Source organism: Arthrobacter sp. BG5, assembly GCF_056680155.1.
This window is the reverse complement of record NZ_CM155268.1, coordinates 2,162,383-2,181,435: the sequence shown is the minus strand read 5'-3', so window position 1 is coordinate 2,181,435 and position 19,053 is coordinate 2,162,383. Positions and strand designations below refer to the sequence as shown.

The following is a 19,053-nucleotide window of genomic DNA, read 5'->3' as shown; positions in this document are numbered from 1 at the left end:
GCAGCGCGCCGGCCTTCCGTTTAAATGCGGCGGTCTCGTTTCGTCTAGCCGGCGTCGAACGACTCTGCGTCATCGCGGCCGCGGTCCTTGGGTGACTGCTCGTCCGGCAGGTCCGTGCCGCTGCCGTCCGGAATCCCGGCGGCGTCCTGGCCGGACTCGGAGGAGAACGGCCGGCCCGGCTCGGGCTCTTCGGTGTTGGCCGCGTCCATATCCGCCTCCGAGGAGGGCACAGCGCCGCCGCTTTCGGCTGCCGCTTCATTGCCCGGCTCGAAGCCGGCGTCGGTGCTTTCGTTTTCCGCGTTCATCTGTTCCTCTGTTCCTCCGAAGCGTCCGGCTCCGGGTTCTCCTGCACTGTCCTGGTCTTCGGCGCCAAACTGGCTCAGGTCCGGCGCTCCGGCCGGGTACGTCTCGCCGTCCGGGCTGTCCTGGTTGAGGCCCGCGGCGTCGAAGGCCTCCTCGTCGCGCGGCTGGGCGAAGGTCTTCGCGTCCCCGTCCGGCAGTTCCTGCTCCGCGGTGGGGGTGCCGTAGCCGCCTGCTTCTTCCTCAACGGCGCGTCCCTGGTGGTTTTCCTCAGTCATGTCGTTCCTCCTGCTTCCTGGCATGTGGCCGGTCGAACCTGGATGGTCGGATCTAGGGGGTTGTTCACAGGCCCTTGCCGCCAGTCACTGGCAACACCGCGCCGGAAATATAGGACCCGTGGTCGGACGCGAGCAGCACGTAGGCCGGGGCGAGCTCCGCGGGCTGGCCGGCGCGGCCAAGGGGCGTGTCCTGGCCGAAGCTGGGGAGCTTGTCCGGCCATTCTGTCGCCGGAATCAGCGGTGTCCAGATGGGGCCGGGAGCCACGGCATTGACCCGGATTCCCTTGGGCCCCAGTTCCTGGGCCAAGGCCTTGGTGAAGGCTACCTGGGCCGCCTTGGTCATGGCGTAGTCGATGAGCTCCGGCGACGGATTGAAGGCCTGGATCGACGCCGTCGTGATGATGGACGCGCCCGGCTTCAAATGCGGGACCGCCGCGCGCGCTGTCCACATAAGGGAGTACAGGTTGGTCTTGAAGACCCGGTCGAACTCCTCGGTGGGCAACGATTCGAAGTCGTCGCGGTTCTTTTGGTAGGCCGCGTTCAGGACCAGGACATCAAGGCGACCGAACTCTGCGAGCGCATCGTCGACGATCCTGGACGCGAATTCCTCGTCGCGTCCGTCGCCCGGGAAAAGGAGGGCCTTGCGGCCGGCCTTTCGGATCCACTCTGCAGTGTCCCGGGCATCGTCTTCCTCTTCCGGGAGGTAGGAGATGGCGACGTTGGCGCCTTCGCGGGCGAAGGCGATCGCGACCGCTTTGCCGATTCCGGAGTCCCCGCCAGTGATCAGCGCAGCCTTGCCTTCGAGGGCCTTGCTGCCCTCATAACTGTGCTCGCCATGATCGGGTTTTGGCTCCATCGGAGCTGTCAGCCCGGGCTGTTTCTGGACTTGCTCGGGAAAGGGCCCGGCGTGGTAGCCGCCCCTGGGGTCTCTTGGCTGGTCCTGCTGCTTAGAGTTGCTCAATAGTCCACCTACCCAAATGTGTCGGTTTTCCTGTTCCCCCACCGTACCCGAAAATCGTCAGTAAGCTTAGTACCAAGTTTTAATCAACGTTAGGAGCGACGATGCCAAATGTCGAGGGGACCCGCAAAGACGACCGGGACGAGAGCTTTGACGAGAAGATGGACCGCAACTGGGCGGAGCTCCTGCAGGAGTTGCGGGTGCTTCAGACCGGTGTGCAGATCCTGGCGGGCTTCCTGCTGACGCTGCCGTTCCAGAGCCGCTTCGAGACGTTGGATGACTTTCAGCTGACGCTCTACCTCGCCAACGTCGTCCTGGCGGCGCTGACCACCGCCCTGATCCTCCTGCCGGTCAGCACGCACCGGCGGCTCTTCCGCAAGGGACTCAAGGACACCCTGGTGGCCAGCGCGGACCGTATCGCGAAAGTGGCACTGGCCGGCGTCGCGCTCCTCAGCGTGGGAACTTCTGCGCTGGTCTTCGATGTGACGGCCGGCCGTGCCGCCGGGCTTACGGCCGGGGCCGTCCTGCTCGCCGTACTGTTGATCCTGCTCGTGCTGATTCCCAACAGCCTTCGCCACCGGGCCACCCAGGACTAAGCCTTGACGGAAACCGCACGTTACACCAACCACGCAGAGTCGGGAGCAAAGATGCGCAAGTGGGCCAAGGAACACGGGCTGCTGTTGGCCAACATCGGACTTTTTATTGTCTTCTTCGGCGGCATGGTCGTCAGCGGGGCCGCCGACTACAGCGAGGACCAGCTCGCCCACGGCCAGTCAGCCGTCGGAATCTTCGAGTATCTGGGCACGGGCGCGTTCCTGGAGGCGACATTCGAGAACTGGGAGTCGGAGTTCCTGCAGATGGGCATGTACGTCATCCTGACGGTATTCCTCTTCCAGAAGGGTTCCTCTGAGTCCAAGCCGATGGGCAAAGAGGCCCCGCAGGACGAGGATCCGCGGCACGCCCCGATCAAGGCGGCGACCCCCTGGCCGGTGCGCCGCGGCGGATGGGTGCTCAAGCTCTACGAACACTCCCTCTCGATCATGTTCCTGCTGCTGTTCCTGATGTCGGTGGCACTCCACGCGGTCGGCGGCAGTGAGGAATACAGCGAGGAGCAGCAGGCCCACGGCGAGCCGCCGGTCAGTGTGCTGGGCTATCTCGCGACGAGCCGGTTCTGGTTCGAGTCCTTCCAGAACTGGCAAAGCGAATTCCTGGCCGTCGCCGTGCTGGTGGGCGCCTCCGTCTATCTGCGTGAGAAGGGCTCACCGGAGTCCAAGCCCGTCGCCGAACCGCACTACGAAACCGGCGCCTGACCCCGGGCGGGGCGCCGGTTTCGGCAGCGCCTGCCGGATTCCGCGGCCGGCCTTGTGTAGCGTAACCGTTGTCAGCAGACCGTGATCAAGAAGGAGCTTTCCATGGCCAAGGGTGATATCGAGACGTACTACGAAGACGGCGTGTGGAAGAACAAGCGCGAAGGAACCGGGCGCGCTTTTTCCACCAGCGGAACGAAAGACGAGGCGGTCGCGGAGGGCCGGGAAGCCGCCAAACAGGACAAGGTTGAGCACGTCATCAAGAACCAGGACGGGCAGATCGCCAGCAAGAACAGCTACGGCAACGACCCCGCAAACGTCCGGGGCTAGTCCCCGCTAACGGCGAGGGCGGCTCAGGCCCCTTCGAGTACCTGGCTGGTGGCCCAGGCCAGGTACTTCGCTGCCTTCGCGATGGCCTCGGCCGGGCTGGGCGCCACGTCCAGCAGCTGGGCGGCGGCGACCACCCCGTGCCGGGCCAGGTCCTCGGGCGTGACGAGGATCCGTCCGGCGACCATAATCACCGGGATGCCCAGTGCGTGGGCGGCGTCAGCGAGGGCAATCGGCGCCTTGCCGGTCAGCGACTGCGAGTCCAGCGAACCCTCCCCCGTGATCACCAGGTCCGCGTCCGCGAGCTTTGCGGCCAGTCCGGTGAGCCCGGCGACGAGTTCGAACCCGCCTTCCAGCGAGGCGCCGCTGAAGGCCAGGAACGACGCCGGGAATCCCCCGGCCGCGCCCGCGCCCGCGACGTTGACGTCACGGCCGGTCGCCTGCCGCAACACCGAAGCCCAGTTGCGCAGCCCGGCGTCGAGCACTTCAACGGCCTCTTGGTCGGCGCCCTTCTGCGGGCCGAACACGTGGGCGGCCCCGTCGGGTCCGTAGAGCGGGTTCTGCACGTCCACGGCAATCCGGAACTTCACGGCGGCCAGCCGCGGATCCAGGCCGCTGACATCCACCGCGGCCACCTCGCCAAGCGACCCGCCGCCGAGCGGCACCACGTTGCCGGCAGCGTCCACGGGCTTCAGGCCGAGGGCGCGCAGGGCGCCGCTGCCGCCGTCGCTCATGGCCGAGCCGCCCACGCCCAGCACGATTTCGGTGGCGCCGGCGTCCAGCGCGGCCGCGATCAGCTGGCCGCACCCGTAGCTGTGCGCACGCAGGGCGTTCGCGGGGGTCGGCTCCATGTGCGCAAGTCCGGAGGCCTGGGCCGTCTCGATGACGGCGGTGGTGCCGCCGAAGGCGTCCTGGCGGATCGCCCAGGCCGCCCCGATCGGTGCCAGGATCGGCCCGACGACGGCGTTCAGGCGCTCCTCGTAGCCGGCGGCGACGGCCGCCTCCAGGGTGCCCTCGCCGCCGTCGGCCACCGGGAACTGGATGGCCTCGGCCTCGGGATAGACGCGCAGGGCGCCCTCGGCAATGGCGGCGGCGGCCTCGGCCGCGGTCAGGGAGCCCTTGAACTTGTCCGGGGCAATCAGGATACGCATGGTTCCATCCTGCCAGCCCGGCGCCGACATTTCGCTTCCGAGACAAGGCCGCGCGGGCGGGAGTAACGTGGGCACTTCCGGGCCGCCCGGGGAACCTCCCGCGGACGGCCGTGGCAATTCCGGCCCGCCCCGCGGGCCCAGCGCGCAGGAGGTAACAGTGAGCATCATGGGACACGCCGGCGGCAGCCGGCCCGGCATTACGGGGCTGGTCCTGGTCCGGCACGGGGAAAGCGAAGGGAACGTGGCCGCCACGCACGCGCGGCAGACCGGCGCCCACGTCATCAACGTTCCGGCGCGCGACGCCGACGTCGGCCTCTCAGACACCGGACGGGAACAGGCGCTGGCCCTGGGCCGGCTGCTGGCCCGCGTCCCCGAGCAGGGCCGCGCTGCCGTGTGGTCCTCCCCCTACGCCCGCGCCCGGCAGACCGCCGAACTGGCCGTCCAGACCGGCGGATGGCGCGGGCAGATCAGGCTGGACGAGCGGCTCCGCGACCGCGAGCTGGGAATCCTGGACATGCTCACCTCTGCCGGCGTGGAGGCGCGGCTGCCGGAGGAAGCCCAGCGACGGCGGTGGCTGGGTAAGTTCTACTACCGGCCGCCGGGCGGCGAATCGTGGGCCGACGTCGTGCTGCGGCTCCGTTCGCTGCTGGCCGACCTGGACCGGGAGCACGCCGGGAAGGAGGTCCTGCTGGTCTGCCATGACGCCCTGATCGTGCTGTTCCGCTACATCCTGCAGGGCCTTTCGGAGTCCGAACTGCTGGACATCGCCGCCACGACCAGCGTCCTCAACGCCTCCGTCAGCCGCTTTGTCCGGCCCGGCGGGGACGGGGCCTGGGAGCTGGAGAGCTTCAATATGGCGGACCACCTGGCGGAGCAGGGAGTGCCCGTCACCGAACACGCAGGAGATGCCGATGTCCACCCGCGCTGAGTCCTCGCACGTGGTGCAAGTGACACCGACGCTGCTGCGCGGCTGGCCCTTGCCCGGCGGCGGGTCCGGTAAGGACGACCGCGGCTCGGTGCTGGTGGTGGGCGGTGCGCGCAAGACGCCGGGCGCCGCCCTGCTTGCCGGCGTCGCCGCCCTGCGCGCCGGTGCCGGTCGGCTCACCCTGGCGGTGGCGGAGTCGACGGCGGTGCCGCTGGCGGTGGCGTTCCCCGAGTCCGGCGTCGTGGGGTTGCCGGAGACCGCCCGCGGATCTGTCAAGGGTTCCGGGGCGTCGTTGTTGGCGGACGAGGTCGGTGCCGCCGACGCCGTCCTTGTCGGGCCCGGCCTCGATGACAGGGACGAGACCCTGGCGTTGCTGCGCGGCCTGCTGCTGCCGGGACGGTCGCGGCCCAGGCGCGGTCCCGCCGTCGTCCTCGACGCCTACGCCCTGGGCTGCCTGCCCGAGCTGGCCGGAGAGCTGAAGCCCTGGGCGGGCCGGCTGATCCTGACCCCCAACGTCACCGAAGCAGGCATCCTGCTGGGGCACGATGTTGAGGACCTGCAGCGGGACGTGCCGAAGATCGCCAAGGCCTACCAGGCCGTTGTGAGCTGCCAGGGCGTCATTGCGGAGCCGGGCGGGGACAGGTGGGAAATCACCACGGGACACAGCGGCCTGGGGACCTCGGGCAGCGGCGACGTGCTGGCCGGCGCCATCGCGGGCCTGCGGGCCCGCGGCATCACCGACGAACAGGCGGCCTGCTGGGGCTCCCACCTGCACGCCGCCGCCGGCGACCGGCTCGCCAGCAGGCTGGGGGGGCTCGGCTACCTGGCGCGGGAACTCTGCGACGAGTTGCCGGCCCTGATGGTGGAACTGAGCAGCTGAGCGGGGCTGGACTAATCGTAAGCCTGCTGATAATTCTGGAAGGGCAGGGCCGGTTCTTCCGGCCGCGGCAGATTCAAGAGTGAGGAGTACGCGATGGGCATCGGAGACAGCATCAAGAAGGGCGCCGAGTACGCGATGGAAGACCTCGCGGGGACGGCAAAGAAGTCCGACGACGGCCACACCCCGAACCCGGGAGATCCCCACGACGAGGTCCAGGTACATTCCTCGATCAGCGAGGGCTCAAATGCGATGGAGACAGAACGGGACGACAATGACGGCGCGCTGACCGGCGGCCGCGCCGCAACCGATCCGACCTCCACCCCGCCGGGCGAGCGGCCTGCGGACCCCACGCAGCCACCGGGCGGCCCGCTGGATAACCCAGCCGCCGATCCGGACAACGCTCCCCCGCTGGGCGACCCCGCTCCGGGGCCCGACAGTGCCCCCGGCAGCGTCCCCGGGCCCGGGGGCCTGCCGGAGACCCAGCCGGGCCAGTTCCGGGCGGATCCCTCCGAAGGCGACGGCGACCCGACCCTCAGCATGGGGCGCGGCTAGGCACCCGCGCACTGCTCCTTTCCCGACCGGCCGCCGGTCAGGGAAGGAGCCTCAGGGCCTCAGTCCTGCCACTGGCCCCGCTCCTGGAGGACAACTTTCAGCAGGTCGGCGCGGTCGGTGACGATCCCGTCCACGCCGAGGTCCAGCAGGCGGTGCATCTCCGCCGCTTCATTGATGGTCCAGACGTGGACGTGCAGGCCGTGGCGGTGGGCGCGCCGGACGAACCCGGCCGTCACCACCGGCACGGCCCCGTAGCGGACCGGGACCTGCAGGGCGTGCACGCCGCGCAGCGCACGGGCCGTCATCCGGCGCAGCAGGCCCGCAGGAAGCAGCGGACCCAGCAGCACGAACAGGGCGTTGGACGCCATACCGGCCGAACTGGCGGTCGGACGGCTCAGGCGCCGCAGCACGGCGCGGCGCCGGCGGTCAGAAAGACTGGCGATCAGGACTCGGTCATGCAGGCCGTGCTGCTCGATCGCGGCTGCCAGCGTGGCCACCGAGTTCCAGTCCTTGACGTCGAGGTTGAGCCGGATGTCGGGAAACTCCGCGACCAGCTCGGCCAGCAGCGGGATCGGTTCCGCGCCGGCGATCCGGGCCCGGGCCACCGTCGCGGCGGGCAGCTCGGAAATGCGCCCGCTGCCGTCGGTCACGCGGTCCAGGGTTTCGTCGTGGAACAGCAGCAGGACACCGTCCGCGGTGGTGTGCACATCCGCCTCCAGGTAGCGGTACCCGAGGGCGACGGCGGCGCGGAACGCGGCCATTGAGTTCTCGGCGCCTTCCGGCGAGAAGCCGCGGTGGGCCATCGGCACGGGCGCTCCGGCGGCGCCGCCATGGGCGAGGAAAGGGTGCGGGGCGGTCACTCCTGAAGCGTACCGGAGCCGCGCCCGGTTGCCCGGTGGCGCGGTGGCGACCGGCTCGCAGATACTCTGGCTGGCCGCTGCGGACCTGGCTCAGCCGTGCGGCAGGATCTCCACCCCGTCGCTGCAGTGCAGCAGGGTACGGCCGCCGCCGCCGTCGAGGTCCACCCACACCGTGGTGTGGTCCGGCGTCACCGCGTCCACGAACCCGCCGGTCTCGAATCCGGGCGTGAGCCGCACCCGGACCCGGTCACCCTGGCGCAGGCTCTTCCAGTGCGCGTCCGGGTCGACCCGCCGGAGCGGCTGGTCATCACTATGTCGGTTGCCGTATCTGGCCATGAGTGCCCCACCATCAGTCAAGAAATCCGTTCGGTCCCGCCAGCCTAAAAGGCCAAGGTGAACGGCAGTTGTCCGTCAGCTGGGAATCCCATGGCCGCCCGGGCAGCGCGGGCCGCTGCGGGCAGCCGGGGGCCGGCTACGTGTGCCGGACTCCCAGCTCGGCGAGCTTGGCCTCGAGGATCTGGGCCACGCCGTCGTCGTCGAAATGCGGTGCCTGCCGGCCGGCGGCGCGGATGGCCTCCGGGTGGCCGCTAGCCATGGCGTAGCCGTGCCCGGCCCAGCGCAGCATTTCGATGTCGTTCGGCATGTCACCGAAGGCCACCACGTCCTGCGCCTCGACGCCCAGGGAAGCTGCGTATTCGGCCAGGGTCACGGCCTTATTGACGCCCGGCAGCGACAGCTCGAGCAGCGCGATGTTGGGGGCGGAGTGCGTGGCGGCGGCGAGGTGGGCCACCGCGGGGGACACCTCGGCGAGGAATTCGTCCGCGGTTCCTTCCCGGACGATCGCGAGGAACTTCACCACGGCGTCGTCCGGGGTGAGCGTGTCCTGCAGCGGCGCCGGTGTGAATTCGGCGAGCAGGGCGCTGGAGCCGGTTCCGAGGAATCCCGGTTCCAGGTGGAAGCCGGTCAGGGTCTCCGCGGCGAACAGCGCGGACGGGCGCAGCCGCTGGATGATCCGGCGGGCCTCGAAGACGGCGTCGACATCCAGGGCGCGGGCGGACACCATCTTGTCGGCCTCCAGGTCCCACACCACGGCGCCGTTGGAGCAGATGACCGTCCCGGTGTGGCCCAGCTGCTCCTGCAGGGGATGCAGCCAGCGCGGCGGGCGGCCGGTGACGAACACCAGCTCCACCCCGGCGTCGCGGCAGGCGTGGAAAGCGCGCACGGTCCGGTCGCTGATTTGGCCGTCGTGGCCGAGGATCGTTCCGTCAATATCACTTGCTACCAGCCGCATACTGCCAGTCTACGTTGGCTGCGGCGGGGCCATTTCAACGGTTCCCTGCCCGTAGGGTGGGCGGAAACATCGAGGGCGCGGGGAACCGTCGAAACGGGGAGCTGGGCGGCCTGGTTCCGGGGCGGACGACGGCGGCGGGTCAGTGCCGTTCGTAGAGTCCGGTCAGGGTGGCCCGGGCCAGGGTGTGCGGGCCGAGCTTGGCCTCCAGTTTGGCCGGGGACGCGGCGGCGTCGAGCCCGGACTTTTCCACATTCAGTGCGTGCACCGTGATGACGTAGCGGTGCGGGCCGTGTCCCTTGGGCGGGGCAGCCCCCAGGTAACCGGCGGAACCGCCGTCGTTCCGGAGCTGGAAGGCACCGTCGGGCAGGCCCCCGCCGTGCCGTGCTCCCGCACCGGCGGGCAACGAGGTAGCGTCCGCGGGGAGGTCCAGGACGGCCCAGTGCCAGAAGCCGCCGTGGCCGGGGGCGTCGGGATCGAACATCGTGACGGCGTAGCTCCGGGTGCCGGCCGGGGCTCCGCTCCAGTGCAACGGCGGTGATTCATCCTTGCCGCCCGGACCGGTCGCCGCGCCGCGCTGGGCTGCCGGCAGGATCTGGCCGTCCTCGAAGGTGTCGCTGCGCAGAGTGAAGGTTGCCATGGCTGCCTCTCAGTTGCTGGTTAGGCCCGCACTTTCAGGGTTCAGTTCCATCCGGTTCAGTTCGGCCCGGGTGGGCGGGTTGGCGCCGGCGCGGGAGACCGTGACGGCGGCGGCCGCAGCGGCGTGGACCAGGAGTTCACGCAGGCTCTCCGCGGAGAGGCCGCGCAGTTCGGGGCGGTTCTGCGCCCCGTTGAGGCCTAGGTCCACGATGCCGGAGAGCAGGGCGGCCATGAAGGAATCGCCGGCGCCGACGGTGTCGGCCACCTTCACTGCCGGGGCCGGGGCGTGCGCCTCGCCGGCAGCGTTGATGGCCCAGGGGCCGGCCGCGCCGCGCGTGACCACCACCATGGCGGGGCCCTCCGAGCCGCCGAACGAGAGCCAGCGGCGGGCCGAGTCGAGCGGGTCCACGCCGGGGTAGAGCCATTCGAGGTCCTCGTCGGAGGCCTTGACCACATCGGCGAGGCTGACGAACTTCTCGGTCTGGTGGCGCGCATAGTCGGCGTCGGTGATGATGCTGGGACGGCAGTTGGGGTCGAAGCTGATGGTCGTCGAAGGATGGGCATGCTCGACGGCGGCGAGCACGTCCGCGGCGCCCGGGGACAGCATGGTGGCGATCGATCCGGTGTGCAGCAGGGTGCTGCCCTGCAGCATGAACGGCAGCCGGTCCCCGAGGCCGGGGAGTTCCCAGGCGAGGTCGAAGGTGTAGCTCGCGGCGCCGTCGTCGTCGATCAGCGCGGTGGCCACCGACGTCGGCAGCTCATCCGGTCCCAGCGGCAGCAGCACCGAACTGGACTTCAGGTGGGCCGCGACGGAATCGCCATAGGCGTCCCGTCCGTACCGGCCGATGAACTGCACCGGGTGGTCCAGCCGGGCCAGTCCCACGGCAACGTTCAAGGGACTGCCGCCGACGTGGGCCTGGATACCTGAGGAGCGCTGGACAACATCAACCAGGGCCTCACCAATGACTGTGAGCATGCTCATACTCTGCCAGAGAACCCGGCCGGGCGCCGCTGTGTTTCGTCCGGCGCCCGGCCGGGTCCGGCCCGGCGGCCTAGTTCGCGGCCTGGAGGGTCGATTTGTCCATCGGCACCCCGGAGGTCTCGGCGTCCTCGAACGTCGCGTCGATCTGGACGACGTCCCGGCCGGCCCGCTGCAGCAGGCTGGCGGCGACGCCGGCCCGGTAGCCGGACGCGCAGTGCACCCAGAGCCTGCCGTCGGGCACCTCATCCATCCGGCCGAGCAGTTCGTGCAGCGGCACGTTCACGGCGCCGGCCACGCGCGACCCGGCGAACTCGTCGGTGCGGCGCACGTCCAGTACGGCATCCCCTTCGGCCCGGCCGCTGAGCAACCCGTCCCAGCCGACGCGCGGATACGAGGCGAGCGCGGCATCGGGGGCCAGGGCGTGCGGCTCGGTCCCGACGGCCGCGTCCGGGGAATCGATACCGATCCGGGAGAGGTCGCGGATGGCTTTTTCGACGTCCTCGCGTGAGCCGACCAGGGTCAGCTTCTCGTCCCAGGGCAGCACCCAGCCCAGGAAGGTGGTGAAGCTCGAGCCGTCGCCGTATTCGAAGCTGACGCTCCCTTTCAGGTGGCTGCTGGAGAACGCCACCCGGTTGCGCAGGTCAACGACCCATTCGCCGTCTTCGAGGCGGCGGTTCAGTTCCGCCGGGTCCACCGACTCCGGAACCGACAGGTCCGCGGCGCCGGGGCCCTGGGTGTTGGACGGGCCCATGTGGGCGTAGTACGACGGGTAGGCAGTGAGGTTGGCGATCAGTTCGTGGACAAAGTGCTCTTCATCCGGGTCCGTCAGGGCGTGGTTGGCGGTGAGCTGCTCGCCGATCGTGGATTCGTCCGCTCCGGTGGCCGGACCCGAGGAACAGAACGACCCGAACCCGTGCGTCGGGAACAGCGCAGCCTCCCGGTCGGCCTGCTCGACCAGGCGGCGGACCGAGGCGTACTGGTCGCGGGTCAGGCCGACGGTGTCCGAAGCGGCCACCAGGTCGGTCCGTCCCACGGAGCCGTAGAGCAGGCTTCCGCCGGAGAAAACGGCCTGCTTGTCGCCGTCTTCAACGATGAAGGACAAGTGCGTGTGGGTGTGGCCCGGCGTGGCCACGGCCTTGACCGTGAACGCGCCGACCTGCACGGTCTCGCCGTCAGTGATCGGCGTCCGCTGGAACTTCACCGGATCGGCGGCATTGACGAGGTAACTGGCGCCGTGTGCCCTGGCGAGTTCGAGGCCGCCCGTGACGTAGTCGTTGTGGATGTGGGTTTCCGCCACGTGCGTAATGGCGACGCCGGCCTCCCGGGCGGCCTGCTCGACGCGGTCCGTGTCGCGCTGCGGATCGATGACCAGCGCGACGGCGCCGTCGTGGACCAGGTAGCTGCGGTCCCCGAGCTGCGGGGTATCAATGACGATGACATCCATGGTTTCTCCTTCAAGGTCCGGCGGCGCGTGGCGCGCCACCCTTGCGTGGGCAACGTGGGTACAACAAAGTCACCATTTCCATCATGAAACCCCCGGGGGTATGGGCGCAAGGACCCGGAGCCGCCGGCAGGTTTGGCTGGATACCCCTGGGGGTATAAAATAGGCCCATGGCCCCGATCGAGAGCACACGCCCCGGCATGCCCGCTGCACCCCAGTCCGGCGGGCGGAACGCCGTCGTTCTGGGGCTGCGCCAAAACCTTGCCCAGTTCATGCTGCTGGTGGCGGTCAACGCCCTGGTCGGCGGCACCCTGGGCCAGGAACGCACCGTTCTACCCCTGCTCGCCAGCGAGGTGTTCCACCTCGACAAGTACACGTCCGCCCTGACCTACATTGTGGCTTTCGGGCTGGCCAAGGCGGCCACGAACTACTTCGCCGGAACCCTCTCGGACCGTTTCGGGCGCAAACCGGTGCTGGTGGCCGGCTGGCTGATCGCTCTGCCCGTCCCGCTGCTGCTGATCTTCGGCACCAGCTGGTCTTGGATTGTGGCCGCCAACGTCATCCTCGGCATCAGCCAGGGACTGACCTGGTCCACCACCGTGGTGATGAAGATGGACCTGGTGGGGCCGAACCGGCGCGGCCTTGCGATGGGCTTCAACGAGGCCGCGGGCTACCTGGGCGTCGCGGGCACCGCCCTCTTCACCGGCTACCTCGCCGCATCCTACGGGCTGCGTCCGGCGCCGTTCCTGCTGGGCGCCGCCTACATCGCCCTGGGGCTGGGCCTGTCCGTGCTCGCCGTCAAGGAGACGCACCACCACGCCAAAACCGAGGCCGCCAACCACGTCGACGCGCACAGCGGCGCCGGCGCGTCGCTCAGCACCCGCGAAATCTTTACCCTGACCAGCTTCGGGGACCGCTCGCTCTCCTCGGTCAGCCAGGCCGGGCTGGTCAACAACCTCAACGACGGCCTGGCCTGGGGCCTGTTCCCAGTGCTTTTTGCCGGTGCCGGCCTCTCGATCGAGCGCATCGGCATCCTGGCCGCGGTATACCCGGCAGTCTGGGGCGCGGTGCAGCTGGTCACCGGCGCCGCCTCGGACCGCGTGGGCCGCAAGTGGCTGATCGCCGGCGGCATGTTCGTCCAGGCCGTGGGCCTTGGGATGGTGGCCGCCGGCCGCGGCTTCGACATCTGGCTCGTCGCCGCCATCCTGCTCGGCGTCGGCACGGCCATGGTCTACCCCACCCTGCTGGCAGCCATCGGCGACGTAGCCCACCCGCAGTGGCGGGCCCGATCGGTCGGGATCTACCGCTTGTGGCGCGACGGCGGCTTCGCCGTGGGCGCGCTGCTCTCAGGGCTGCTCGCTGACGCCTACGGCATCCCGGCGGCGATCGCCGTCGTCGCCGTTGTGACCGGGCTGTCCGGCGTCGTCGTCGCCGTCCGGATGCGCGGCACCGACCACCACGCCTAGCCCGGCGGCCGGGCCGCTAGGACTCCGCGGCGTCCTTTTCGTAGACATCCGGAATGCCGTCGTTGTCCGAGTCGCGCCGCTCCTCTTCCTCGGCCAGCCGGTACTGCCGGTTCCGGGTCTTCAGTACCGCGCTGGCCAGCAGGGCAGCGAGCAGCGAGGCCGCCAGGATGCCCACCTTGGCGTGGTCGTCGTGGATGCTGCCGTGGCCGAAGCTGAGTTCCGCCACCAGCAGCGAAACGGTGAAACCGATCCCGGCCAGGATTGAGACGCCGAAGATGTCGATCCACTTGAACGAGCTGTCCAGCCGGGCCCGGGTCAGTTTGGTCAGCAGCCACGTGGTGCCCAGGATGCCGGCGGGTTTGCCCAGCACCAGGGCCAGGATGATGCCGACGGCGACCGGATCCGTCAGCGCCGAGCCCAGCCCCTCCCAGCCGCCGACGGCGACGCCGGCGGAGAAGAAAGCGAAGACCGGCACGGCGACGCCGGCCGAAATCGGCCGGAAGCGGTGCTCGAAGATTTCCGAGAGCCCGGGACCGGCCTCCGGACCCCCGCTGGCCTGGGAGCGGAGCACCGGGATCGCGAAGCCGAGCAGGACGCCGGCCACCGTCGCGTGAATGCCCGAGGCGTGCACCAGGGCCCAGGTGGCCAGGCCCAGCGGCAGCAGGATGAACCACGCCGCGGGGGCCTTCAGCCCGAAGAAGCGCCGGTACCGGTGCGCCAGATACGTGTACAACCCCAGGGGAAGCAGGGCCAGCAGCAGGGGGACGATCTGGAGGTCGCTGGAGTAGAAGACAGCGATGATGGTGATGGCGATCAGGTCATCCACCACGGCGAGCGTCAGCAGGAAGATGCGCAGCGCGCTGGGCAGGTGCGAACCAATGATCGCGAGGACGGCGACGGCGAAGGCGATGTCCGTGGCGGTGGGGATCGCCCAGCCGCGCAGGGTCTCCGGGCTGCCGAGGTTGACGACGGCGTAGACCGCCGCCGGGACGATCACCCCGCCCGCGGCCGCGGCGACCGGCACGATCGACTTGTTCAACTGGCGCAGGTCGCCGGCCACGAATTCGCGCTTGAGCTCCAGGCCGACCAGGAAGAAGAAGATGGCGAGCAGCCCGTCCGCGGCCCACGCCCCGAGACTGAGGTTTAGGTGCCAGGGTTCGTAGCCGACTTTGAAGTCGCGGAGCGCGAAGTAGCTGTCCGAAGCCGGGGAGTTGGCCCAGACCAGCGCCGCGGCGGCCGCCAGCACAAGCAGGGCGCCGCCGACGGTTTCCTTGCGGAGGATTTCGCCGATGCGCAGGGATTCGGCATAGCTTCCGCGGCTGAAGAAGGTCAGGCGCGGCTTGCCGGGCCGGGGCGCGGGAGGAGGGGTGTGGCTCATGCGGAAGTCCTAAAATTTGGGTCGACTGAACTATGCCGACCAGACTTCCCGGCGCACCTGCCCCCAGTCTACGTCGGTCACGGCATCGTGCTGAATCGTTCCGCCTGCGACTTGGCACCCTGGACGATGATCTGGTCCTCCTCATAGAGGACCGTTTGCGCCGTGGTGTGGCCCCAGGTTCCGCCGGGGCGCTTGACGGCGACCACGGTCACGCCGAATTTCTCCCGCAGTCCCACGACCCCAAGCGGGCGGTCCCGGACGACAGCCGGCGGGCCGGTCCGGATCATCACGAAATCGTCCTCGAATTCCACGTAGTCAAGGATGGAGCCGAGGACCAGGTGGGCCACCCGCCTGCCCATGTCATGCTCGGGCCGGATCACGTGCTCGACGCCGAGCTGGGCGAGGATTTCGGCATGGGGCTCGCTGATGGCCTTCGCCCAGATCTGCGGGCGCTGGAATTTCAGCAGCCGTGAGGTGGTCAGGATGCTGGCCTCAATGTCGGAGCCGATGCCGACCACCGCGCGGTCAAACTCGTGCACGGACAGCTGGCGGAGCACCTCTTCCTTGGTCGAATCGGCCCTGACCACGTGGGTGAGGCGCCCGTTGAAGGACTGGACGATTTCCTCGCTGGCGTCCACCCCGAGGACCTCAGTCCCCTGGGCCTCGAGCTCCAGGGCCAGAGAACCGCCGAAGCGGCCGAGGCCAATGACCACCACCGAGGACGCCTTGGTGCTGGCGGCCGCCGTGCGGGCGGCAAAAATGTTCTTAGCCAATGAGCGGCCTTTCTTTGGGGAATTCGTAGAGCAGCGGCCGCTCGCGCAGCGCGAGGGCGGCGCCCAGGGTCACCGGGCCCAGCCTGCCGACGAACATCAGCAGGATCAGGACCAGCTGCCCGGCCGGCGGCATGGCGGCGGTGATGCCGGTGGACAGGCCCACCGTCGCGAACGCTGAGACGACCTCGAAAAGGATCCGCTCCTGGCCAAAGTCGGTGATCAGCATCAGGAACATGGTGGATCCGACCACCAGGGCGATCGCGAGGAGCACCACGGTGATCGCTTGCCGGTGGACGGCCCGGGAGAGCCGCTTCCCGAAGATGTTCACGGCCGTGCCGCCCTGGAGTTCGGTGGTGAGGATGAAGAAGAGCACGGCGAAGGTGGTGATCTTCAAGCCGCCGGCGGTTCCCGCCGGGCCTCCGCCGATGAACATCAGGATGTCCATGCCGAGCCAGGACACGGGATGCATCTGCGAGATGTCGATGCTGTTGAAGCCGGCGGTGCGCGTGATGGCGGACTGGAAGAAGCCGGCGAGCACGCGGTCGCCGGCCGGCAGCGCGCCGAGTGTGGCCGGGTTGGTCCACTCCACCGCGGTCAGGAAAACGGTCCCGCCGGTGAGCAGCACCGCGGTGCCGACCAGGACCAGTTTGGTATTCATGCCCCAGAAGATCGGGCGCCGGTACTGCCGGACCAGTTCGAAGAGGACTGGGAAGCCGAGGCCGCCGATGATCACCGCCGCGGCAATTGGCAGGCACACCCAGGGGTCGCCGACGAACCCCATCAGGTTGTCCGAATACAGGGCGAAGCCGGCGTTGTTAAAGGCTGACACGGCATGGAAGATGCCGCGCCACACGGCCTCGCCGGGCGGGTAGCCGTAGCCGGCCATAAAGCGGGCCGCGAGTATCACGGCCAAGAGTGTTTCCACGATCAGGCTGATGCCGAGGACGCCCACCAGCACCCCGCGGACGTCGCCGAAGCCGGTGCTTTTGGTCTCCGCGGCGGCGGACAACCGGGATTTCAGGCCCAGCCGGCGGGCGGTCAGGACCCCGAGCAAAGTGCCGAAGGACATCACGCCGAACCCGCCGACCTGGATCAGCACCAGGATGACCACTTGGCCGAAGCCGCTCCAGAACACGGGCGTGTCCACGGTGCTCAGGCCCGTCACGCAGACGGCTGAGGTGGCTGTGAAGAGGGCCTCCAGGAAGGTGGCTCCGCCGTCGCCGGTCTTTGCCACCGGCAGGGAGAGCAGTCCGGTCCCCGCGGCGACGGCGCCGGCAAAGCCGAGGACGATCACCTGGGCGGGGTGGCGGGGCGCGAAAGCGCGCGCGAACTTGGTGAAGCCCGCCACGGGGGCACGGAGCACCGCGGGAACTTTCACATGCATGGGGCCACGCTATCACCGGTGCCCGGCCGCGTCGGCCGGCTCAGCCCAGCAGCTGCTGGACGAGTTCACGGCATTTCCGGTAGGCGGCCGCCTTCGGGTCGATCAGGGAGAAGTGGTCGCCGGGGACTTTGAGGAACTGCACCGGGGCGCCGCCGGCCTTGGCCGCCGCGGAGTAGGCTTCTGACTGGCTGACCGGCACGGTGTCGTCGTCGGTGGTGTGGACGGCGTAAACCGGAACCCTCAGCGGCACGGCGCTCATGGGGTCCGCGAACTTATGCCGTTTGGGGTATTTTTCCGAGGAACCGCCCAGGAAGTTACTCACCGCACCGTTGCTCAGGTTGAGCCGCTCGGCCTCGGCCAGGTTCAGCAGCCCCGACTGGCTCACGACCCCGGTGAGGTGCACCGCCGCGTCGTCGGCCTTGCGCAGGAGCTGGCGGTCAGCATCGGGTGCGCCGAGCTGTCCGAGCCGGCTCCGGCCGGCAGCCCACACGGCCAGGTGACCGCCGGCGGAGTGGCCGAGGGCGACGACGCGGTCCAGGCCGAGGCCGTGTTCGCCGGCGACGTCCCGGAGCTTGTCGATCCCGGCGAGGACATCCGCGAAGGTGTGCGGCCAGCCGCCGCCGTTGCCGGCCCGCCGGTACTCCAGGTTCCAGGCGGCGACGCCGTGTGCGGCGAGGTCCTTGGCCAGCGGTTCGCCGAGTTCGGCGCCGTACTGCGAACGCCAGTAGCCGCCGTGAATGACCACCACCACTCCCCTGGGCTCGGCCGCATCCGGGAGGAAGAGTTCCCCCCACTGGCTCGGGTCGTCGCCGTAGTGGTACTTCTGCCGCTTCACTGTGTCCTCCTTGGGGCCCGGTGAGCAAGCAGCGACCGCCCCCAGTGTCACCGCCGCTGCGGCCGCGAAGAAAGTCCGACGCCGCACATCAGCCATGTGCAGAGCCTACCGTGGGCACCGCGCGGCACCGTTGAACGCGGCTCTGCTATGCCGCCGGCCCGCCGCCTCCCGGGCCCGATGTCACAGCTGCGCCGTAAGCTAGGCCCATGGCTAGCAACTGGGACCGCCTGGACCCCGCACTGCGCGAATCCGTGCAGGAGAACGTGGAACTCTACGAGCGGGTCCGTCCTGCCCTGAAACTGGTCACCCGGGAGGTGCTGCTGTCGCTGCGGGCCATGCTCAAGGGCACCGAGGTGACGCCGCTGTTTGTGACCGGCCGGACCAAGACCGTGGAGTCCTTCCGCGAGAAGATCTCCCGCATTGAGGAGCCGCTGGAGCCGGGCGGGCCGCCGGTGCTGAAATTTCCGGATCCGTTCCGCACGCTCAATGACATGGTCGGCATCCGCGTCATCACCAAGCTCCCGGCCGAAAACGCCGTGGTCGCCAACCTGATCAAACGCCAGCGCCAGCTTTTCGACTGCCGCGGCGACCGCGAGAAGGACATCGGCTCGATTGAATCCGGGACCTACGGGTACTCGAGTCGGCACCTGATCCTGCGGACCATTCAAAACGAGGTCGTCAAGGAGTACCAGCACGTCTTCAACCCGGACGTGCAGCCCAACGGCAGCTACTTCTTCGAGTGCCAGATCCGGACGGTTTTTGCGCACGCCTGGAGCGAAATCGAGCACGACATCCGGTTCAAGGCCGAGGATCCGCGCGCGTGGACCCCGCATTTCGACCGGCAGTTCACTGCCACGGCAGCCATGTTGGAGACCGTGGAGGGGGCGTTCGCCGACCTGCACGAGCGCTACGAGGAGGTCCGCAGCTACTGGGACATGGAGGGCGAGGGCGCCGCGCAGCTCACCCCCAACCGGATCCGGGACGTCTGGCGGACGCTGCTGCCGCACGTGGACCGGAAGGTCGACGACGACTGGGGCTGGGCCGCCGAACTGATGGCCGCGCACGGCCTGAACCAGACCGTGCAGTTGGCCGGCCTGCTCAGCGCCAACCGCATCACCGAGGTCCGCAAGGCCCTGGACCACCGCTACTCCCCCGGCCCGGACCGGCTGCTGGACGACCTGCTGCTGTGGCAGTACGGAACCGCGCACATCGACCTCACCGCGGAACCGGCCGACGCCGTCCCGCACCCGCGGCGCGACAGCCTGCTGCGCCGGCTCAAGCAGATTGAGCGTTACCGGCTGACGCAGGGGTAGCTGCGGGGAATCTGCG

Annotated in this window: 21 protein-coding genes; 8 read left to right on the top strand and 13 right to left on the bottom strand. The window is 69.3% G+C overall.

Annotated features, from left to right (window positions below; all coding sequences use genetic code 11):
- Positions 1-44 precede the first annotated feature (44 nt).
- Together AC1MBE_RS10110 and AC1MBE_RS10105 are read right to left on the bottom strand one after the other, a co-directional pair.
- Complete coding sequence (locus AC1MBE_RS10110; protein ID WP_479777857.1) at positions 45-578, bottom strand: hypothetical protein; 534 nt, start codon at positions 576-578, stop codon at positions 45-47.
- Between the two features lie 64 nt (positions 579-642).
- Positions 643-1,539, bottom strand: coding sequence for an SDR family oxidoreductase (locus tag AC1MBE_RS10105; protein WP_479777855.1), 897 nt, complete (start codon positions 1,537-1,539; stop codon positions 643-645).
- Between the two features lie 101 nt (positions 1,540-1,640).
- Between AC1MBE_RS10105 and AC1MBE_RS10100 the strand changes: the two genes are divergently transcribed.
- The 3 genes from AC1MBE_RS10100 (at position 1,641) to AC1MBE_RS10090 (ending at position 3,173) form a co-directional block, all read left to right on the top strand.
- Positions 1,641-2,132 (top strand): DUF6328 family protein, encoded by a 492-nt coding sequence (locus AC1MBE_RS10100; RefSeq protein ID WP_479777853.1) that lies wholly within the window; start codon positions 1,641-1,643, stop codon positions 2,130-2,132.
- Positions 2,133-2,135: 3 nt separating this feature from the next.
- Complete coding sequence (locus AC1MBE_RS10095) at positions 2,136-2,846, top strand: DUF6766 family protein (RefSeq protein ID WP_479777851.1); 711 nt, start codon at positions 2,136-2,138, stop codon at positions 2,844-2,846.
- 102 nt (positions 2,847-2,948) lie between these two features.
- Positions 2,949-3,173: a DUF2188 domain-containing protein gene (locus AC1MBE_RS10090; RefSeq protein ID WP_346958665.1), complete on the top strand. Its 225-nt coding sequence runs from the start codon at positions 2,949-2,951 to the stop codon at positions 3,171-3,173.
- A gap of 23 nt (positions 3,174-3,196) precedes the next feature.
- Here the strand turns inward: AC1MBE_RS10090 and AC1MBE_RS10085 are convergent, their stop codons facing one another.
- The gene (locus AC1MBE_RS10085) at positions 3,197-4,321 is read right to left on the bottom strand and encodes a glycerate kinase (protein WP_479777849.1); all 1,125 of its coding nucleotides are present in this window, start codon (positions 4,319-4,321) and stop codon (positions 3,197-3,199) included.
- A 166-nt stretch (positions 4,322-4,487) separates the two neighbouring features.
- Here AC1MBE_RS10085 and AC1MBE_RS10080 point away from each other — a divergent pair, with 166 nt between their 5' ends.
- The 3 genes from AC1MBE_RS10080 to AC1MBE_RS10070 all read left to right on the top strand — a co-directional run bounded on the left by AC1MBE_RS10080 (position 4,488) and on the right by AC1MBE_RS10070 (position 6,678).
- Entirely contained in the window at positions 4,488-5,249 is a 762-nt protein-coding gene (locus AC1MBE_RS10080) for a histidine phosphatase family protein (protein WP_479782564.1), read from the top strand.
- Complete coding sequence (locus AC1MBE_RS10075) at positions 5,233-6,126, top strand: NAD(P)H-hydrate dehydratase (RefSeq protein WP_479777847.1); 894 nt, start codon at positions 5,233-5,235, stop codon at positions 6,124-6,126. The genes AC1MBE_RS10080 and AC1MBE_RS10075 overlap by 17 nt, the downstream gene beginning before the upstream one ends.
- A gap of 93 nt (positions 6,127-6,219) precedes the next feature.
- Positions 6,220-6,678 carry a hypothetical protein gene (locus AC1MBE_RS10070; protein WP_479777845.1) on the top strand — a complete coding sequence of 153 codons (459 nt, stop codon included), beginning with the start codon at positions 6,220-6,222 and terminating at the stop codon, positions 6,676-6,678.
- A 59-nt stretch (positions 6,679-6,737) separates the two neighbouring features.
- On the opposite strand, the gene AC1MBE_RS10065 is transcribed toward AC1MBE_RS10070, so the two are convergent.
- The 6 genes from AC1MBE_RS10065 to AC1MBE_RS10040 all read right to left on the bottom strand — a co-directional run bounded on the left by AC1MBE_RS10065 (position 6,738) and on the right by AC1MBE_RS10040 (position 11,891).
- Positions 6,738-7,538 carry a glycerophosphodiester phosphodiesterase family protein gene (locus AC1MBE_RS10065; protein ID WP_479777843.1) on the bottom strand — a complete coding sequence of 267 codons (801 nt, stop codon included), beginning with the start codon at positions 7,536-7,538 and terminating at the stop codon, positions 6,738-6,740.
- A gap of 90 nt (positions 7,539-7,628) precedes the next feature.
- Positions 7,629-7,874 (bottom strand): hypothetical protein, encoded by a 246-nt coding sequence (locus tag AC1MBE_RS10060; protein WP_479777841.1) that lies wholly within the window; start codon positions 7,872-7,874, stop codon positions 7,629-7,631.
- Positions 7,875-8,010: 136 nt separating this feature from the next.
- Positions 8,011-8,829: an HAD family hydrolase gene (locus tag AC1MBE_RS10055; RefSeq protein ID WP_479777839.1), complete on the bottom strand. Its 819-nt coding sequence runs from the start codon at positions 8,827-8,829 to the stop codon at positions 8,011-8,013.
- A 139-nt stretch (positions 8,830-8,968) separates the two neighbouring features.
- Positions 8,969-9,466: a YbhB/YbcL family Raf kinase inhibitor-like protein gene (locus AC1MBE_RS10050; RefSeq protein WP_479777837.1), complete on the bottom strand. Its 498-nt coding sequence runs from the start codon at positions 9,464-9,466 to the stop codon at positions 8,969-8,971.
- Between the two features lie 9 nt (positions 9,467-9,475).
- On the bottom strand, positions 9,476-10,441 hold the full coding sequence (locus tag AC1MBE_RS10045; protein WP_479777835.1) for a carbohydrate kinase family protein: 966 nt from the start codon (positions 10,439-10,441) through the stop codon (positions 9,476-9,478).
- A gap of 76 nt (positions 10,442-10,517) precedes the next feature.
- Positions 10,518-11,891, bottom strand: coding sequence for a rhodanese-like domain-containing protein (locus AC1MBE_RS10040; protein ID WP_479777833.1), 1,374 nt, complete (start codon positions 11,889-11,891; stop codon positions 10,518-10,520).
- 197 nt (positions 11,892-12,088) lie between these two features.
- Between AC1MBE_RS10040 and AC1MBE_RS10035 the strand changes: the two genes are divergently transcribed.
- Positions 12,089-13,354, top strand: coding sequence for an MFS transporter (locus AC1MBE_RS10035; protein ID WP_479782563.1), 1,266 nt, complete (start codon positions 12,089-12,091; stop codon positions 13,352-13,354).
- A gap of 16 nt (positions 13,355-13,370) precedes the next feature.
- Here AC1MBE_RS10035 and nhaA read toward each other — a convergent pair whose 3' ends face one another.
- The 4 genes from nhaA to AC1MBE_RS10015 form a co-directional block, all read right to left on the bottom strand.
- Positions 13,371-14,732, bottom strand: a complete 1,362-nt coding sequence (gene nhaA, locus AC1MBE_RS10030) for a Na+/H+ antiporter NhaA (protein WP_479777831.1) — start codon at positions 14,730-14,732, stop codon at positions 13,371-13,373.
- A 77-nt stretch (positions 14,733-14,809) separates the two neighbouring features.
- Positions 14,810-15,505, bottom strand: a complete 696-nt coding sequence (locus AC1MBE_RS10025) for a potassium channel family protein (RefSeq protein ID WP_479777829.1) — start codon at positions 15,503-15,505, stop codon at positions 14,810-14,812.
- The gene (locus tag AC1MBE_RS10020) at positions 15,498-16,889 is read right to left on the bottom strand and encodes a TrkH family potassium uptake protein (RefSeq protein WP_479777827.1); all 1,392 of its coding nucleotides are present in this window, start codon (positions 16,887-16,889) and stop codon (positions 15,498-15,500) included. The genes AC1MBE_RS10025 and AC1MBE_RS10020 overlap by 8 nt, the downstream gene beginning before the upstream one ends.
- Before the next feature lie 40 nt (positions 16,890-16,929).
- Positions 16,930-17,724, bottom strand: a complete 795-nt coding sequence (locus AC1MBE_RS10015) for an alpha/beta hydrolase (protein WP_479777825.1) — start codon at positions 17,722-17,724, stop codon at positions 16,930-16,932.
- 206 nt (positions 17,725-17,930) lie between these two features.
- Between AC1MBE_RS10015 and AC1MBE_RS10010 the strand changes: the two genes are divergently transcribed.
- Positions 17,931-19,037, top strand: a complete 1,107-nt coding sequence (locus AC1MBE_RS10010; RefSeq protein ID WP_479777823.1) for a GTP pyrophosphokinase — start codon at positions 17,931-17,933, stop codon at positions 19,035-19,037.
- Positions 19,038-19,053: the final 16 nt, after the last annotated feature.

Coding starts and splice junctions, on each gene's coding strand:
- AC1MBE_RS10080 (WP_479782564.1), top strand. CDS start 4,488: ATGGGACACGCCGGCGGCAGCCGGCCCGGCATTACGGGGCTGGTCCTG.
- AC1MBE_RS10055 (WP_479777839.1), bottom strand. CDS start 8,829: ATGCGGCTGGTAGCAAGTGATATTGACGGAACGATCCTCGGCCACGAC.
- AC1MBE_RS10090 (WP_346958665.1), top strand. CDS start 2,949: ATGGCCAAGGGTGATATCGAGACGTACTACGAAGACGGCGTGTGGAAG.
- AC1MBE_RS10085 (WP_479777849.1), bottom strand. CDS start 4,321: ATGCGTATCCTGATTGCCCCGGACAAGTTCAAGGGCTCCCTGACCGCG.
- AC1MBE_RS10040 (WP_479777833.1), bottom strand. CDS start 11,891: ATGGATGTCATCGTCATTGATACCCCGCAGCTCGGGGACCGCAGCTAC.
- AC1MBE_RS10035 (WP_479782563.1), top strand. CDS start 12,089: ATGCCCGCTGCACCCCAGTCCGGCGGGCGGAACGCCGTCGTTCTGGGG.
- AC1MBE_RS10020 (WP_479777827.1), bottom strand. CDS start 16,889: ATGCATGTGAAAGTTCCCGCGGTGCTCCGTGCCCCCGTGGCGGGCTTC.
- AC1MBE_RS10075 (WP_479777847.1), top strand. CDS start 5,233: ATGTCCACCCGCGCTGAGTCCTCGCACGTGGTGCAAGTGACACCGACG.
- AC1MBE_RS10070 (WP_479777845.1), top strand. CDS start 6,220: ATGGGCATCGGAGACAGCATCAAGAAGGGCGCCGAGTACGCGATGGAA.
- AC1MBE_RS10010 (WP_479777823.1), top strand. CDS start 17,931: ATGGCTAGCAACTGGGACCGCCTGGACCCCGCACTGCGCGAATCCGTG.
- AC1MBE_RS10045 (WP_479777835.1), bottom strand. CDS start 10,441: ATGCTCACAGTCATTGGTGAGGCCCTGGTTGATGTTGTCCAGCGCTCC.
- AC1MBE_RS10060 (WP_479777841.1), bottom strand. CDS start 7,874: ATGGCCAGATACGGCAACCGACATAGTGATGACCAGCCGCTCCGGCGG.
- AC1MBE_RS10110 (WP_479777857.1), bottom strand. CDS start 578: ATGACTGAGGAAAACCACCAGGGACGCGCCGTTGAGGAAGAAGCAGGC.
- AC1MBE_RS10050 (WP_479777837.1), bottom strand. CDS start 9,466: ATGGCAACCTTCACTCTGCGCAGCGACACCTTCGAGGACGGCCAGATC.
- AC1MBE_RS10100 (WP_479777853.1), top strand. CDS start 1,641: ATGCCAAATGTCGAGGGGACCCGCAAAGACGACCGGGACGAGAGCTTT.
- nhaA (WP_479777831.1), bottom strand. CDS start 14,732: ATGAGCCACACCCCTCCTCCCGCGCCCCGGCCCGGCAAGCCGCGCCTG.